Source organism: Pseudomonas glycinae, assembly GCF_001594225.2.
GTDB lineage: Bacteria > Pseudomonadota > Gammaproteobacteria > Pseudomonadales > Pseudomonadaceae > Aquipseudomonas > Aquipseudomonas glycinae.
Genome location: NZ_CP014205.2, coordinates 2,846,910 through 2,862,943, shown reverse-complemented (window position 1 = coordinate 2,862,943; position 16,034 = coordinate 2,846,910). Strand labels below are relative to the sequence as shown.

Here is a 16,034-nt window from a genome sequence, read left to right as displayed (position 1 = left end):
CGCCTGGAGGGCCATCGGTAACTTGATTCGGGTCACTGATTCGCAGTGATCGGGTTTAGTAGCCCGTGGTTTCAAGCTTGGTGCACAAGCATCTGTCAGTCAGGAATTTTTGATTCCTGCACTCGATGGCGACTGTGCGCAGGGCACCTTCGGGTGCGCCGGCTTGCTCGAAACCCCGGTCTACTAACCTGCGTACAGTTGCCTCCACTTTGATTAGTAGCCAGAGCGGAGGCACTCCAATCAGGTTTCGAGCAAATGATTAAATCTACGCCTCATCCACCGGTCGCAGACCCGGCCTCCCCCTACGATTCCCTCGACCCCAAAAAACTCAACGAAGCCGCCGAACGCGCCCTCGACCATTACCTCTGCCCCGGCGCCCGCATCATGGCCACGGTCAACGAACCCGACCGCATGTACTTCGCCAACCCCGCCTACAACACCGAATCCCTGCTGGCCAACGCCAGCGAAACCCTCGGCTCCGCCAGCGAAATGCTCAACAACTTCGCCGCCTCCCTCACCCCCGCCGACCGCAAGACCGCGATAGGCATTGCACAACTGGTGATGCTGGGGGAACTGGCAGTGAATCAGGCGCTGGATCACGTAGAGCCAAAGGAGTAATGCCAGCCGAGTGAAGCGAAACAAGCGCTTCTGCACTGTAAATCCATTCAACTCTTTTGAATAAGCCTCAGAAAAATGCTCCAGCTTGATTGGGGCACTTTCTGAGGCACGCGTAAAAAAGCACTGAGCCGACGATGGCTAAATGACCCGTTGAGCATCACACGAACAGAGCCACCCAGCTTGTATACCAGCCAATCTCAATAGAATTCACGCCGTCAAAAGATAACCAGCATCAACATATATCCATTCGCTTTTAAAGCAATAAAGAATCGATATAAAAAACTGTCAGATATGACAGTTAAAAAAATCCAGAAAACAACTCACTCTGTTGACGCACAAACCAACAACTTTCTGTTAACCGAGAGAGAGAGAGAGCATCATGGCCAAGTACGTCGTACTCCAAGAAGTAAAACTTTTTTACAGCGACTCCCAAAATCACCCGTTATACTCACCATTCGGGGTTAACATGAAAGACCAGAATAATGCCGCCTACCGAATTCACGGACTACCTTATGGACCTTACCAGCGCCTATCCGGCATCAGCATGAAACTCCCCCCCAACACACCAGATGCAGGGGCTTTGTCCCTCTACATTGACAACGTAACAACAGGTCTCCCCAACAACACTTACAGTTACACGGTGACGACCGCCAATGCAACCTCCGTGGTATTTTATGTTAAACCCGTTGAAATGTTGATAGTTGGTCCCGGACTCTGGGATTTCTACGGAAACATGTATGACCAGCCCAACGATACTTATTACATCTTCACCACGAAAAACGCAACCATGCAGCTCCCTTGATCGTTCAAACCCAACGATTTAAAGCTTTGGTTGATGTAGAGAAAAAGGAAGTTAGTATTTTTTAAGGACCCCTGCCAAAAACAACTTCCGAACCAGCAGGAGGCTACTAGCATGCAAACTTTCATCACAACACCGGCACCGGAAATCTACTACTCTGACGGACCGATAAAAGCCGGACCGATACTCGGATTTGACTATAAAGACACAAAGAATGTTGCCTACACACTCTACAACAAGAACTACGGCACTTTTCAAAGATTCCAAGGATTTAGCATTCTGTTGGATGACGCAACAAAAAGCCAAAGCGGTGATCAGCTGGATTTTTACATTGAAAGTGACAGGGGAATCCCCTCCTATATCTCTATCTACAATATCGTAGTAACCAATAATACCCGTCAGCGCCTATATGTGACGAAAGCAGAAATGGAAAAACTGGGAGTGGGTAAGTTTTGGTTATATGGATCGATCACCTCAGGTAACCGGGTCTATATCATCAGTCCGAGAACGTTAGAGTTTCAAAAGCCATGATATGGATTGCGCTGAGTGATCTGAAACCGACCCGATACAGCTTTGGCTCATGGTAATCGACAAATATATCCAGACACCCTAAGGATTCCCAAAACGTCGCTTATACACGATATGGAAAACCCAATGGGCAATTCCAGAAGTTAGATGAACTCACTGGGCTATTAACTCATCAATCCCTTTACACACGGGCCAAACGCTTGATGCATATCATCTTGATTGCGCCCCCTCAACAACAAAGGAATGTTCCAAAATGACAACCTACACTGAACAGCCTCCAGCCATTCCATTCCCGACTGCACCATTACTGACAACAGCGATCGCTTCTGGCCCACCAGTACCACCAGGATCGCGCCCAGCGACCTCACCGATATTACAAGAACCAAATAATTCCCCATCCGCGAATCCACTTTACTACAATCTAGTTTATATACTTCCCCTCTATACGCGAATCAACGACAAATTGACATTTTAACTTATTGACCAGACATTTAGCTCCACCGTCATTCACACCCGGACCCTGGATCTGCCACTATTAAATTCTTATATCAATTACAAGGGAAGCCAGTACTGGTATGAACTTCTAATTAAACAACTGATTACGCAGCCAGGCACCTATGACTTGAGATGCATTCACAGCAATTCATCAGGACAGCAGGTAGGCATTTCAAACTCAAGAACCTACCTGGTGACCTGATATAAACGTTCAGATTACACTTCGCCGCGATACTGCCGCCATACCACCGCAAAACCGCACTGGGTATCGCTAGTGGTGATAATTGCGGAGCTGGCTGTAAATCAGACGCTGGATCATGTCCTGCCAAGAATGTAATCACTGATCTGCAAGCGAGAAACCAAGAACCCGCCAATGGCGGGTTCTTTGGTTTACCCTCACTTGTTGTTTGAATCATCTTTTATCAACAAATGTGAAACACCCTCAATTCAATCCTGTTAGATATTTCCGGACTGAATAGAGCCCAGATCAAAAAATCATAAAAAACTGTCAACTCTGACAGTTTCAATCAACAAAAAAAGAATTCAATCTGATGCAACACCCTTCAAGGAGATTGAAAAAATGAACGACTCAGGTAACAAGCCAAAAATCTTTTTCACCCCTGGCAGCAATATCTGCGTGATAGTATTAGAAGACCAAAAACGTAAATTAATGGAAGGCAAAATCAAGTCCATCGACAAAGAACTAGGAACTTTAGATTTAACTTTAAAAACTACAAACACCCCATGGACCGTGAAGTTAGAAAGCATAGAATATGTGCTCCTTGATGAAAAATTCAAAGCTCTCATGTTCAGAAAATTGAGCACCGATAAAAACGTAGATTCTTTAATGGACGACCTAGTTGATGTTGAGAACGCCCCGCCAAAACCACCTCAAGCACCCCAACGTTTACTTACTGTCAGGTACGACATGAACGAATTATTAACTATAGAATCAGTAAGCTTTTCAGCTAACCTTGATGATGTTATTTCACACGCACAATCAATGCAAGAATCTGATTTATTATTAGCTGCAAGGTAATAAAAAATCAACTTAAGAAAAACATCCCAACAGCATGGAAGGTAAACGTCATGGCAACTACCGTCCGCCCTCCTCCATTCTTCATTAGATAAGGGGACGGACTTATGTAATCCCTGTGGCCGACGCCGAAAAAAGAATCCAATCTGACGCAACACCCTTCAAGGAGATTGAAAAAATGAGCGAATCAGATAACAAACTAAATATGATTTATATTTTTTATATGCTTGACAGCAAGATCAGCTTGATATCATTAGACAACAAAAAACCTAAAGTACTGAAAGGAAAACTCAGGTCCGTCAACAGCAAACTAAGAACTTTAGAGTTGGAATCAGAAAATAACATCAGAAAAATCGTAAACCTTGATGACATACAAAAAGTAAATTATGAAGAAATTAATGACCGCGCTTTTATAGTAAGCGAATTTAACTTCGATACATCTAGAAATTTTTCTCCACCCGACCTAAATGATGTGAGGCACGCCTCGTCAACACCGACCCAAACGTCCCCAGTATTCGAACCTCAATTTACCAGTACCAGCAATATTGTCATTATCAAAAAACAAACCGATTCGTGCGTATACACTTGGGATAAAGCACCTTTCATGGATCCTTTTTTCTTGCTCATGAGAGCTTTAAAAAATCCTTTTGTCTTAGTTTTAAGCTAATAACAAAAAAATCAACAAAAGAAAAATACCCCAGCAGCATGAAAGGTGAGAATCAAAGGTGACCAGAATCAAAGGTGACAGATTTATTTTTCTGAAATCAAAATCGGAACAAAAAAATCTGTCACTTTTTTCTGTTCTTTAATGGAGAATCCTAATGAGCATTAACGATGACACCATTAGCGTGAGCTACTTTCGATCCAATATCATTCAATTGATAGCACAATCAGATAATAAAATAAAATTAGTGAATGGAAAAATAGCAGAAATAAACACTGACTCTATCCTTATCATCCCGAATACCGGCCAGGCTGTTAACATCCCCGCATCACAAATAAAAGCGATAATCATCGACCAGCCAAACACAGAGCACGTTTATCCGCCAACGCAAAACACATTAAGCGGTTTTATGACGAGAATAGACCTCCCAATTGTTTCTAATGGAAACTTTGGTGCTGGAAATCAATTATCCCATAAGCCACCCGCTTCCACATTGGATTACCAAAACCCGGCGAATTCATTACATTATGGTGAACTCTTTGTTGCTGGTGACAACTCTACTATCCCAGGTATACCGGGTAAATATGATTCAAGGCAAGCCACCTACTCCAACTTCGGACCAATACTAACGTGGAAAGTCCAGTCGATCACAGTAAATGAAGAACCCCTTGAGGTTTTACCAGCAACTCGCGTCATCCATCCACCAGCCGGCATCTCGTCCGCCGACTGGGACAAAAAATTCAATAATGATTCATCAACATCTACGAAGAACAGCTACCCGCAGCCAACTTTGACTGAAAAAATACTGACCGTAACCGTTTTCGCAAAAAAAACAATAGAAACATCGGAAATGCCCGTTACTTTCACCCTTACCAAATATGCACCTTCCTGAAACTAAGAAAAGCGGGACTAATTTAAGAATAGAAGGGACAGATTTATTTATCTTCTGATCGATTACATGAATCTGCCCCCGGCTCTACCCTGGTTTCAACTCAGCCGACAGGAATCAAATACGGGTCGCGCTTCATACTTAGCCGACAGAGTCATTCAGTGCCACTAGCCGCCCTGCATCCCATTCCCGCTGTATATCAGCAAACAACTCACCGTTCACTCGGCCCTGATGATTCGCCAAGGCCTGAGTCATCGCCTCGGCAATACGCCCGATGATCAAGGCTGGCTTCTACGGAAGACTGCGTTTTCACACAGCTATTACTGATCGGACTCGGTGACATAGCGAACCGGTATAAAAACCTGTCAGATGTGACAGTTCCAATGCCAGAAGAAATACCGCATCGTAGATGCTAAAGGGAGGTAAAGAAAATGAATAAAAATGTTCTCGTTCTATATCGAAATTATGTTGCCTTTAATGCAATTGTCAAAAACAGGCTACGAAGTGGAACCATTGAAGAAATTCAGAAAGAAAAAATCATAGTAGTTGATGAAAATGACAGTCTAATAGAGATCCGTCCAAAGGATATTCAGGCACTCATCCTGCAAACGAATAAGAACAACGAAATTCTTATTGTGTCCGACTGTTGTGCATCGAGTAGAAATGATACTGATGCTCAACATAACAACACGCCAGGTATCACATGGACTGTAACTTCTGCCGAAATTCGTGAAGTTAACCCTGGTCAACGGGGGACTGAACCCAATCTACGTCCACTCTTAATACCGTCCTACATCCAGCAACAAGGTGGCAAATATACTGAGAAAGACTGGGATACTCAAACCAATCCAGCTTATGTCAGTGGCACCCAAGGTAAAGAGCTGAATCAGTCCTATATTTGGCAAAAATTAACGTTAATGACTGCGAGACTTGATCCTCATCCAAACTACGAGTTTGCCGCTACAATCAAAGCTGACGAAACCACTGAAGTAGTCGAACTTTGGGGGAATAGACTAAGGCAAATATAATCTGATAACAGCTCTCACGTTGCGACCTCCAATCTGGACAAGCCAGCAGTTTCAACTGACATCTTGGAGATCAAGGTAAAGACACAGCTTAAACCTTGAGCGCTAAAACATTTAACACACAGGACTTGTCATGCAAAACTTCACCACAACGCTGGCTTCGCAACTTTATCAGTCCGTCCCCATGATCAAATACGATCCGATCGGATTTGATTTCAAAGACCTGAAAAACCCTGAACATCGTGATGAGCTTTAATAAACGGCTGGATCCAAAATACAGTCGAATCAAATATCAATGGTGACTCAAATGATCAGTATTATTACAGGCAAATCAACAAATTACATTGCTATACAGCCAACAGCTGCACCTACAACGCAGCCAATACCAATAGCGCTTATTTCGGTTGGCGCTTTTGTATTAGTCTGGCTGTCGGACGGTACGCTAGTTGCTGGCGAAGTTATTGGCTTCGACACCGTCAATGAGACAATCATTGTGAAAGACGAGCGCACCGGTATCTCCACGCCTGTTCCCACAGCCACCTCTATAGTTGCAATAAAAAACGTGTTTGGTCCGATAATTATTGATGAAAGCAGCCTTGGCAATTCCAGCAACTCAAATAACACATTGATCATTTCTCAAACCATCAACCAAGCACTTAAATATATGCAGTCACCCATAGCCGCTCACATGAATAAATAAAGACTAAAACATTCGGAATGGAGATCAGGAAAATGGCCAAACAACCATGGGCTTGGGAAGAAGGCGAAGAAGTAACATTTGAACATAATGGGAAAATTCACCAAAAGATGATTTTCAAAGGAGTTGATACTAAAGCGGGAGCAATTATAGCCTCAGCTCCCAGTTCTCCGGCAAAACTCATAGTTTACCATCTAAAAGACGTTACTCCTTTAACAGTACTTGATACGTCGAGTTTTTTTGCCACCGCACCAAGTCCAAAGCAGAGCATCATAATTTATGAATTCATAAATTTTAAATGATCTACTGAGCTCCAAATTATTGATGGAATAACCCGTGTTTACAGACGAGTTACAGCTCATACGGCGCCGAGGTCCAGCTTCCGGGCAAAAAAAATCCGCCTTTCGGCGGATTTCTTATTCAATCAGCTCAACATACAGTCTCAATTGACCTTGGCGTTCAACTCACCCTTCAGATAACGCTGATACATGTTTTCCAGCGAGATCGGCTTGATCTTTGAAGCGTTGCCGGCAGTACCGAAAGCTTCGTAACGAGCGATACATACATCGCGCATGGCCTTCACGGTTTCGCCGAAGAATTTACGTGGGTCGAACTCGCTCGGGTTGGTGGCCATCAGGCGACGCATGGCGCCGGTGGACGCCAAACGCAGGTCGGTGTCGATGTTGACCTTGCGCACGCCGTGCTTGATGCCTTCGACGATTTCTTCAACCGGTACGCCGTAGGTTTCTTTGATGTCGCCGCCGTACTGGTTGATGATCGCCAGCCACTCTTGTGGCACCGACGAGGAACCGTGCATCACCAGGTGGGTGTTCGGGATGCGTTTGTGGATTTCCTTGATGCGGTCGATTGCCAGCACGTCGCCGGTAGGTGGCTTGGTGAACTTGTAGGCGCCGTGGCTGGTGCCGATGGCGATGGCCAGGGCATCAACCTGGGTCTTCTTGACGAAGTCAGCCGCTTCTTCCGGGTCGGTCAGCATCTGGCTGTGATCCAGAACGCCTTCGGCGCCGATGCCGTCTTCTTCACCGGCCATGCCGGTTTCCAGCGAACCCAGGCAGCCCAGCTCGCCTTCAACCGAAACGCCGCAGGCGTGAGCCATGGCTACGGTTTGTTGGGTCACGCGGACGTTGTATTCGTAGTCGGTCGGGGTCTTGCCGTCTTCGCCGAGGGAGCCGTCCATCATGACCGAGCTGAAGCCCAGCTGGATCGAGCGTTGGCAGACGTCAGGGCTGGTGCCGTGGTCCTGGTGCATGCACACCGGGATGTGCGGAAATTCTTCGATCGCCGCCAGGATCAGGTGACGCAGGAACGGGGCGCCGGCGTATTTGCGGGCACCGGCCGAAGCCTGAACGATCACCGGGGAGTCAGTCTTGTCAGCGGCTTCCATGATGGCGCGCATCTGCTCAAGGTTGTTGACGTTGAAGGCTGGAACGCCGTAGCCGAACTCGGCTGCGTGGTCCAGCATCTGGCGCATGCTGATAAGTGCCATTGTGTGTCTCTCTCCCGGTTTGGGTCGTTAATCGTGCCAGCCTGCCGGAGCGGCGGCGGCTATTCAAGTGATTGCAGATCGGGGGTTGAGGCCCGGCCTGGTGATTCGATACAGCAAATTCTGTTTTATTCGGCTTTGCAGCCCCGGCCGATCAGATCATTGGTGGCGACCCAGTAAACCAGGCCTTCCTCACCTTTGATGTGAAACGCCAGCATGTCATCGCTGTACAGCGCGCCCGAGGCGCCCGGCTCTTCTTTCAGTCGATAGACCTGATCGCCACCGCCCAGGCGCACATCGACTTCCTTGCGGGCGGCATCGGTGAAGCGCCAAAGCACCTTGGCCTGGCTGTCGCAGGTCCAGGTGGTCCAGTTATCGACAGGGGCGGACGACTGGAACGGGTTCCACTGCGCGCAACCACCCAACAATCCCAGTGCCGCAACGGCGATCAGGCCTTTCATCCGTGTTCCTCGACCGGCAGCGCACGCCGCCGGACTTGAGTAAAGAGTCAGACCGGTCAAGGACAACCATGTTCCTTGGCCGGGGTTTGCGTCTCGTATTTGTCCAGACCGTCCGGGCCCGAGCGCTTGTTCAGCACCGGGTTGGTTTCGGCCTGCCAGTCGGCCTGGTAGCAGCCTTTCTGTGCCTCGCCGGGTGCCGGTGTCGGCTCGGCCTTCGGGTTACTCCCGCAGGCCGCCAATGTACCGGTCAGCAACAACAGCGCTAACGACTTGACCATCTGAACACTCCTTTGCCTGGCCAATCGGGCGGCCTCAGGCCTTGGCCCGGCTTTCCAGGACTTCAACGGCCGGCAGCACCTTGCCTTCGACGAATTCGAGGAACGCGCCACCGCCGGTGGAAATGTAGGAGATCTTTTCCGCCACGCCATATTTATCGATGGCCGCCAGGGTGTCGCCACCGCCGGCAATCGAGAACGCCGCGCTTTCGGCGATGGCTTCGGCCAGCACTTTGGTGCCGTTGCCGAACTGGTCGAATTCGAACACGCCGACCGGGCCGTTCCACAGGATGGTTTTCGACGACTTCAGCAGTTCGGCGAAGTTGGCCGCGGTTTGCGGGCCGATGTCGAGGATCATGTCGTCAGCAGCAACATCAGCGATCAGCTTCACGGTCGCTTCGGCGCTTTCAGCGAACTCCTTGGCAACAACCACGTCCACCGGCAGCGGCACGCTGACCTTGGCGGCGATGGCGCGCGCGGTGTCCAGCAGGTCCGGCTCGTACAGCGACTTGCCGACCGGGTGACCGGCCGCCGCGAGGAAGGTGTTGGCGATGCCGCCGCCGACGATCAGTTGATCGCAGATCTGGCTCAGGCTGTTCAGGACGTCGAGTTTGGTCGAGACCTTGGAGCCGGCAACGATGGCAGCCATTGGCTTGGCCGGGGCGCCCAGGGCTTTGCCCAGTGCGTCCAGCTCAGCAGCCAGCAGCGGGCCGGCAGCAGCGACCTTGGCGAACTTGGCCACGCCGTGGGTCGAACCTTCGGCGCGGTGCGCGGTGCCGAAAGCGTCCATCACGAACACGTCGCACAGGGCAGCGTATTGCTGGGCCAGTTCGTCGGCGTTCTTTTTCTCGCCCTTGTTGAAGCGCACGTTTTCGAACAGCACGATGTCGCCGGCCTTGACGTCAACGCCGCCCAGGTAGTCAGCCACCAGCGGCACTTCGCGGCCCAGAGCCTTGCTCAGGTAGTCGGCGACAGGCTTGAGGCTGTTCTCGGCGGAGAATTCGCCTTCGGTCGGACGACCCAGGTGCGAGCAGACCATCACGGCCGCGCCTTTTTCCAAGGCCAGCTTGATGGTCGGCAGCGAAGCCAGGATACGCGCATCGCTGGTGACAACACCGTCCTTGACTGGGACGTTGAGGTCTTCGCGGATCAATACGCGCTTACCTTGCAGATCGAGGTCGGACATCTTCAACACGGTCATGGGTCGCACTTCCTACGGTTTTTTTGAAGTCGCTGTTTGCAGATAGTGTTCTGCAACATCCAGCATTCGGTTGGCAAAACCCCATTCGTTGTCGAACCAGGCCAGGATGTTCACCAGCCGAGGGCCGGAAACGCGGGTCTGACTGGCATCGACGATGGCCGAATGTGGGTCATGGTTGAAATCACAACTGGCGTGAGGCAATTCGGTGTAGGCCAACAGACCTTTGAGCGGGCCGCTGGTGGCGGCGTCGCGCAGGATCCGGTTGACCTCTCCGGCGTCGGTGTCGCTCGCGGTCTGCATCGTGATGTCGAGGCAGGACACGTTGACCGTCGGCACGCGTACGGCTTTGGCCTGAATTCGCCCGGCAAGTTCCGGCAGCAGGCGCTCGATACCACGCGCCAGACCGGTGGACACCGGAATCACCGACTGGAACGCCGAGCGGGTGCGGCGCAGGTCTTCGTGGTGATAGGCGTCGATCACCGGCTGATCGTTCATCGCCGAGTGAATCGTGGTGATCGACACGTAATCCAGACCGACCGCCTGATCCAGCAGCCGCAACAGCGGCACGCCGCAGTTGGTGGTGCAGGAGGCGTTGGACACCAGCAGTTCGTCGCCGGTCAGGCAATCCTGATTGACGCCGTAGACGATGGTGGCGTCGACATCCGCCTCGCTGGCCATCGGCTGCGAGAACAGCACTCGTGGCGCGCCGGCGTCGATAAAGCGCTGGCCGTCTGCGCGAGTGTGGTAAGCGCCGGAGCATTCGAGCACCAGATCGACACCTAGCGACGCCCAATCGATGCCTTCGGGGGTGGCACTGCGCAAAACCTTCACGCAGTCGCCATTAATATGCAGACAATCGCCGTCGACCTTCACCTCGCCGGGGAACCGGCCGTGGGTGGAGTCGAAGCGTGTCAGGTATTCGATGCTGGCCATGTCGGCCAGATCGTTGATCGCGACAATCTCGAACCCGGCCTTCTCGCCTCGCTCGAACAACGCACGCAAGACGCAACGACCAATCCGGCCGTAGCCGTTGAGTGCAACTTTGTAGGGACGCGGTTGAGGCATGGGGGTTCTCGATATACGCAGGCAGACGCAATGCTTATTTGCGACACATCACATGTGGGAGCTGGCTTGCCAGCGATAGCGTCCGGTCAGGCAACATGTATGTTGAAGCGGATGGCCCTATCGCTGGCAAGCCAGCTCCCACAAGGATTGCGGTGATCATGAGATCACCGCGATGTGCCTTAGTCTTCCAGCAGTTCTTCAGCCTGACCCAGGATGTTTTCCAGGGTGAAACCGAACTCTTCGAACAGTGCCGAGGCCGGAGCCGATTCGCCGTAGGTGGTCATGCCGATCACGCGACCTTCCAGACCCACGTACTTGAACCAGAAGTCGGCGTGAGCCGCTTCGATCGCAATACGTGCGCTGACCTGCAACGGCAGGACCGATTGCTTGTAGCTGGCGTCCTGAGCGTCGAACGCGCTGGTGCATGGCATGGAAACCACGCGCACCTTGCGGCCCTGCTCGGTGAGTTTGTCGTAGGCCTGAACGGCCAGACCAACTTCCGAACCGGTGGCGATCAGAATCAGCTCAGGCTCGCCTGCGCAGTCCTTCAGCACGTAGCCACCACGGCTGATGTCGGCGATCTGGCCGGCATCACGGGTCTGGTGCTGCAGGTTCTGACGCGAGAAGATCAGCGCCGACGGGCCGTCCTTGCGCTCCAGCGCGTTTTTCCAGGCCACCGCCGATTCAACGGCATCGGCTGGGCGCCAGGTGTCGAGGTTCGGCGTGCTGCGCAGACTGGTCAGTTGCTCGATCGGCTGGTGCGTCGGGCCGTCTTCGCCCAGACCGATGGAGTCGTGGGTGTAGACGTGGATCACGCGCTGTTTCATCAGGGCGGACATGCGCACGGCGTTGCGGGCGTATTCCATGAACATCAGGAAGGTCGCGCCGTAAGGCACCAGACCGCCGTGCAGGGCAACGCCGTTCATGATCGCGGTCATGCCGAATTCGCGCACGCCGTAGTACATGTAGTTGCCGCTGGCATCTTCGGCGCTGACGCCTTTGCAGCCTTTCCACAGGGTCAGGTTGGAACCGGCCAGGTCAGCCGAACCGCCCAGCACTTCCGGCAGCAGCGGGCCGAACGCGTTCAGGGCGTTCTGGCTGGCTTTACGGCTGGCGATGGTTTCGCCTTTGGCAGCAACGTCGGCGATGTAAGCGTCAGCCTTCTCGGAGAAGTCGGCCGGCAGCTCGCCGCTCAGGCGGCGGATCAGTTCGTTGGCTTCGGTCGGGAACGCGGCGGAGTAAGCAGCGAAACGCTGGTCCCACTCGGCTTCCACAGCGCGGCCTTTTTCCTTGGCATCCCACTCGGCATAAATGTCGGCCGGGATTTCGAACGGGCCGTGGTTCCAGTTCAGCGCCTGACGGGTCAGGGCGATTTCCGCGTCACCCAGCGGGGCGCCGTGGCAATCTTCCTTGCCTTGCTTGTTCGGCGAACCGAAACCGATGGTGGTCTTGCAGCAGATCAGGGTCGGCAGCGGGCTCTTGCGAGCGGTCTCGATGGCGGTCTTGATCTCTTCCGGGTCGTGACCGTCGACGTTGCGGATCACTTGCCAGTTGTACGATTCGAAACGCTTCGGCGTGTCATCGGTGAACCAGCCTTCGACTTCGCCGTCGATGGAGATGCCGTTGTCATCGTAGAAGGCGATCAGCTTGCCCAGGCCCAGCGTGCCGGCCAGGGAAGCGACTTCGTGGGAAATGCCTTCCATCATGCAGCCATCACCCAGGAACACATAGGTGTGGTGGTCGACGATGTTGTGGCCCGGACGGTTGAACTGCGCGCCCAGGACTTTTTCTGCCAGGGCGAAGCCCACGGCGTTGGCCAGCCCCTGACCCAGCGGGCCGGTGGTGGTTTCAACGCCCGGGGTGTAACCGAATTCCGGGTGACCCGGGGTGCGGCTGTGCAGTTGACGGAATTGCTTGAGGTCGTCGATCGACAGGTTGTAGCCGGTCAGGTGCAGCAGCGAGTAGATCAACATCGAGCCGTGGCCGTTGGACAGCACGAAGCGGTCACGGTCGGCGAACGATGGATTGCTCGGGTTGTGCTTGAGGTAGTCGCGCCAAAGCACTTCGGCGATATCTGCCATACCCATGGGGGCACCGGGATGGCCGCTGTTGGCTTTTTGCACGGCATCCATGCTGAGGGCACGAATGGCGTTGGCACGCTCACGACGGCTAGGCATCGCTGATCTCCTGGGTGTGAATAGATTGAAACGGAAAAAAGGAGGGCATTTTCCCTCACCGGAGCGCCTCGGGGCAATGACAGATAGTCATCCGGAGGCGTTTTTCCAATGGATAACATCGGTTTCGGTTGGTGAAACCTTTCCGCTGTTCGTTTGTAGAGTTAACCGGGCAGTGAGAAGTGCAATCGAATACGCCATCCATCGAGCAATATCAAAACTTTTTGATATAGACCTTGCGATGCCTTCCGGCCGTCACTAGACTGCCAGCCCTATGAACTTACGCGTGCCTTCCATTCGCCATGACGATTGCGACGAGCTGGCGGCCCTGTGCAAGGCCGGCGGCGATCCGCTGCGGCTGAATGTATTGCGCGCTCTGGCCAACGACTCGTTCGGCGTACTGGAACTGGCGCAGATTTTCGGTATCGGCCAGTCCGGCATGAGCCATCACCTTAAAGTGCTGGCGCAGGCGGATCTGGTGGCGACTCGCCGCGAAGGCAATGCGGTGTTCTATCGCCGCGCCCTGCCTCACACTGAGTTGCTGGGCGGCAAGTTGCACGCTGCGTTGTTAGAAGAAGTCGACAATCTGGCACTGCCGGCGGACGTGGAAACCCGGATCGCACAGGTTCACGGGCAACGCGCGGCCAACAGCCAGGACTTTTTCGCCCGGGTCGCGGAGAAATTCCGCGCCCAGCAGGATTTGATTGCCGGCCTGCCGCAGTACCGTGAAAGCGTGCTGGCCCTGCTCGACAAACTGAACTTCAATGGCGCTGCCACGGCCATTGAAGTCGGCCCCGGCGATGGTGCATTCCTGCCGGAACTGGCGCGCCGCTTCGGCACCGTAACCGCACTGGACAACAGTGCGGCGATGCTCGAACTGGCCCGCCAGGTATGTGAACGTGAACAGCTGGCTAACGTCAGCCTGCAATTGGCCGATGCATTGAATGGCGTGAGCCTTCAGGCCGATTGCGTGGTGTTGAACATGGTGTTGCACCATTTCGCCGCGCCGGCCGAAGCGCTCAAGCACATGGCCAGCCTGCTGCAACCGGGCGGTAGCCTGCTCGTGACAGAGTTATGTAGCCACAACCAGAGTTGGGCCAGGGAGGCCTGCGGTGATCTGTGGTTGGGGTTTGAACAGGACGATCTGGCCCGTTGGGCCACCGCTGCGGGACTCGTTCCCGGGGAAAGCCTCTATGTAGGCTTACGTAATGGTTTCCAGATCCAGGTTCGCCATTTTCAGCGACCGGCTGGCGACACTCACCATCGGTAAATTCAGGAAAACATCGAGATGAGCGAATACTCCCTCTTCACCTCCGAGTCCGTGTCTGAAGGACATCCGGACAAAATCGCCGACCAGATTTCCGATGCAGTGCTGGACGCCATCATCGCCCAGGACAAGCACGCACGCGTTGCGGTGGAAACCCTGGTCAAGACAGGCGTGGCCATCGTTGCCGGTGAAGTGACCACCAGCGCCTGGGTTGACCTGGAGCAGATCGTTCGTGACGTGATCTGCGACATCGGCTACACCAGCTCCGACGTCGGCTTCGACGGCGCTACCTGCGGCGTGATGAACATCATCGGCAAGCAGTCCCCTGACATCAACCAGGGTGTTGACCGTGCCAAGCCTGAAGATCAGGGCGCCGGCGACCAGGGCCTGATGTTCGGCTACGCCAGCAACGAAACCGACGTGCTGATGCCGGCCCCGATCACCTTCTCGCACCAGCTGGTACAGCGTCAGGCCGAAGCCCGTAAATCGGGTCTGCTGCCTTGGCTGCGTCCGGACGCCAAGTCGCAAGTGACCTGCCGTTACGAAGGCGGCAAGGTTGTCGGTATCGACGCCGTGGTTCTGTCGACCCAGCACAACCCGGAAGTGTCGTACAACGACCTGCGCGAAGGCGTGATGGAGCTGATCGTCAAGCACGTGCTGCCTGCCGAACTGCTGAGCAAGGACACCCAGTTCCACATCAACCCGACCGGCCAGTTCATCATTGGCGGCCCGGTAGGTGACTGCGGTCTGACCGGTCGCAAGATCATCGTCGACAGCTACGGCGGCATGGCCCGTCACGGCGGCGGCGCGTTCTCCGGCAAGGATCCATCCAAGGTTGACCGTTCGGCGGCCTATGCTGGCCGTTATGTTGCCAAGAACATCGTGGCGGCCGGCCTGGCCGAGCGTTGCGAAATTCAGGTTTCCTACGCGATCGGTGTGGCCCAGCCTACCTCGATCTCGCTGAACACTTTCGGCACCGGCAAGATCAGCGATGACAAGATCATCAAACTGGTCCGTGAAGTGTTCGACCTGCGTCCATACGCGATCACCACCATGCTGGACCTGCTGCACCCGATGTACCAGGAAACCGCAGCCTACGGCCACTTCGGCCGTGCTCCGCAGACCAAGACCGTTGGCGAAGACACCTTCTCCACGTTCACCTGGGAAAAAACCGACCGCGCCGACGCTCTGCGTTCCGCTGCCGGCCTGTAATTTTCCTGGTGGTACAAGAAGCCCCGCACGGTTCGCCGTGCGGGGCTTTTTCATTCGTACCCTGTGGGAGCGAGCTTGCTCGCGAAGAGGCCCGAGTCAACAACATCACATCCGGATCGGAAAC

Annotated in this window: 18 protein-coding genes; 12 read left to right on the top strand and 6 right to left on the bottom strand. The window is 53.3% G+C overall.

The window, feature by feature from the left end; translation table 11 throughout:
* The first annotated feature begins 255 nt into the window (after nt 1-255).
* The 10 genes from AWU82_RS12945 to AWU82_RS12905 all read left to right on the top strand — a co-directional run bounded on the left by AWU82_RS12945 (nt 256) and on the right by AWU82_RS12905 (nt 7,053).
* Nucleotides 256-618 carry a DUF6124 family protein gene (locus tag AWU82_RS12945; protein ID WP_064380177.1) on the top strand — a complete coding sequence of 121 codons (363 nt, stop codon included), beginning with the start codon at nt 256-258 and terminating at the stop codon, nt 616-618.
* Between the two features lie 379 nt (nt 619-997).
* Complete coding sequence (locus AWU82_RS12940) at nt 998-1,420, top strand: hypothetical protein (protein WP_064380175.1); 423 nt, start codon at nt 998-1,000, stop codon at nt 1,418-1,420.
* A 111-nt stretch (nt 1,421-1,531) separates the two neighbouring features.
* Nucleotides 1,532-1,948: a hypothetical protein gene (locus tag AWU82_RS12935; RefSeq protein WP_064380172.1), complete on the top strand. Its 417-nt coding sequence runs from the start codon at nt 1,532-1,534 to the stop codon at nt 1,946-1,948.
* 1,072 nt (nt 1,949-3,020) lie between these two features.
* Entirely contained in the window at nt 3,021-3,479 is a 459-nt protein-coding gene (locus tag AWU82_RS12930) for a hypothetical protein (protein WP_064380169.1), read from the top strand.
* A gap of 175 nt (nt 3,480-3,654) precedes the next feature.
* Nucleotides 3,655-4,143 (top strand): hypothetical protein, encoded by a 489-nt coding sequence (locus AWU82_RS12925; protein ID WP_064380166.1) that lies wholly within the window; start codon nt 3,655-3,657, stop codon nt 4,141-4,143.
* 154 nt (nt 4,144-4,297) lie between these two features.
* Entirely contained in the window at nt 4,298-5,032 is a 735-nt protein-coding gene (locus tag AWU82_RS12920; RefSeq protein WP_139831549.1) for a hypothetical protein, read from the top strand.
* Nucleotides 5,033-5,460: 428 nt separating this feature from the next.
* Nucleotides 5,461-6,057, top strand: a complete 597-nt coding sequence (locus tag AWU82_RS12915; RefSeq protein ID WP_139831548.1) for a hypothetical protein — start codon at nt 5,461-5,463, stop codon at nt 6,055-6,057.
* 130 nt (nt 6,058-6,187) lie between these two features.
* Nucleotides 6,188-6,310, top strand: a complete 123-nt coding sequence (locus AWU82_RS29330; protein ID WP_256576103.1) for a hypothetical protein — start codon at nt 6,188-6,190, stop codon at nt 6,308-6,310.
* A 51-nt stretch (nt 6,311-6,361) separates the two neighbouring features.
* On the top strand, nt 6,362-6,754 hold the full coding sequence (locus tag AWU82_RS12910; protein ID WP_139831547.1) for a hypothetical protein: 393 nt from the start codon (nt 6,362-6,364) through the stop codon (nt 6,752-6,754).
* A gap of 32 nt (nt 6,755-6,786) precedes the next feature.
* A complete protein-coding gene (locus AWU82_RS12905; RefSeq protein ID WP_139831546.1) occupies nt 6,787-7,053 on the top strand; it encodes a hypothetical protein in 267 nt (88 codons plus the stop codon).
* A gap of 140 nt (nt 7,054-7,193) precedes the next feature.
* On the opposite strand, the gene fba is transcribed toward AWU82_RS12905, so the two are convergent.
* The 6 genes from fba to tkt form a co-directional block, all read right to left on the bottom strand.
* Nucleotides 7,194-8,258, bottom strand: coding sequence for a class II fructose-bisphosphate aldolase (gene fba / locus AWU82_RS12900; protein ID WP_064380164.1), 1,065 nt, complete (start codon nt 8,256-8,258; stop codon nt 7,194-7,196).
* Nucleotides 8,259-8,383: 125 nt separating this feature from the next.
* Nucleotides 8,384-8,716 (bottom strand): MliC family protein, encoded by a 333-nt coding sequence (locus AWU82_RS12895; RefSeq protein WP_011336325.1) that lies wholly within the window; start codon nt 8,714-8,716, stop codon nt 8,384-8,386.
* Between the two features lie 56 nt (nt 8,717-8,772).
* Nucleotides 8,773-8,994: a hypothetical protein gene (locus tag AWU82_RS12890; RefSeq protein ID WP_007959706.1), complete on the bottom strand. Its 222-nt coding sequence runs from the start codon at nt 8,992-8,994 to the stop codon at nt 8,773-8,775.
* A 34-nt stretch (nt 8,995-9,028) separates the two neighbouring features.
* Nucleotides 9,029-10,192 carry a phosphoglycerate kinase gene (locus AWU82_RS12885; RefSeq protein WP_011336326.1) on the bottom strand — a complete coding sequence of 388 codons (1,164 nt, stop codon included), beginning with the start codon at nt 10,190-10,192 and terminating at the stop codon, nt 9,029-9,031.
* A gap of 12 nt (nt 10,193-10,204) precedes the next feature.
* Nucleotides 10,205-11,257, bottom strand: coding sequence for an erythrose-4-phosphate dehydrogenase (gene epd / locus AWU82_RS12880; RefSeq protein ID WP_064380162.1), 1,053 nt, complete (start codon nt 11,255-11,257; stop codon nt 10,205-10,207).
* 179 nt (nt 11,258-11,436) lie between these two features.
* On the bottom strand, nt 11,437-13,434 hold the full coding sequence (gene tkt / locus AWU82_RS12875; RefSeq protein WP_064380160.1) for a transketolase: 1,998 nt from the start codon (nt 13,432-13,434) through the stop codon (nt 11,437-11,439).
* A 271-nt stretch (nt 13,435-13,705) separates the two neighbouring features.
* Here tkt and AWU82_RS12870 point away from each other — a divergent pair, with 271 nt between their 5' ends.
* Together AWU82_RS12870 and metK are read left to right on the top strand one after the other, a co-directional pair.
* Nucleotides 13,706-14,701 (top strand): ArsR/SmtB family transcription factor, encoded by a 996-nt coding sequence (locus AWU82_RS12870; protein WP_064380157.1) that lies wholly within the window; start codon nt 13,706-13,708, stop codon nt 14,699-14,701.
* An 18-nt stretch (nt 14,702-14,719) separates the two neighbouring features.
* On the top strand, nt 14,720-15,910 hold the full coding sequence (gene metK, locus AWU82_RS12865) for a methionine adenosyltransferase (protein ID WP_011336330.1): 1,191 nt from the start codon (nt 14,720-14,722) through the stop codon (nt 15,908-15,910).
* The last annotated feature ends 124 nt before the right edge of the window (nt 15,911-16,034 follow it).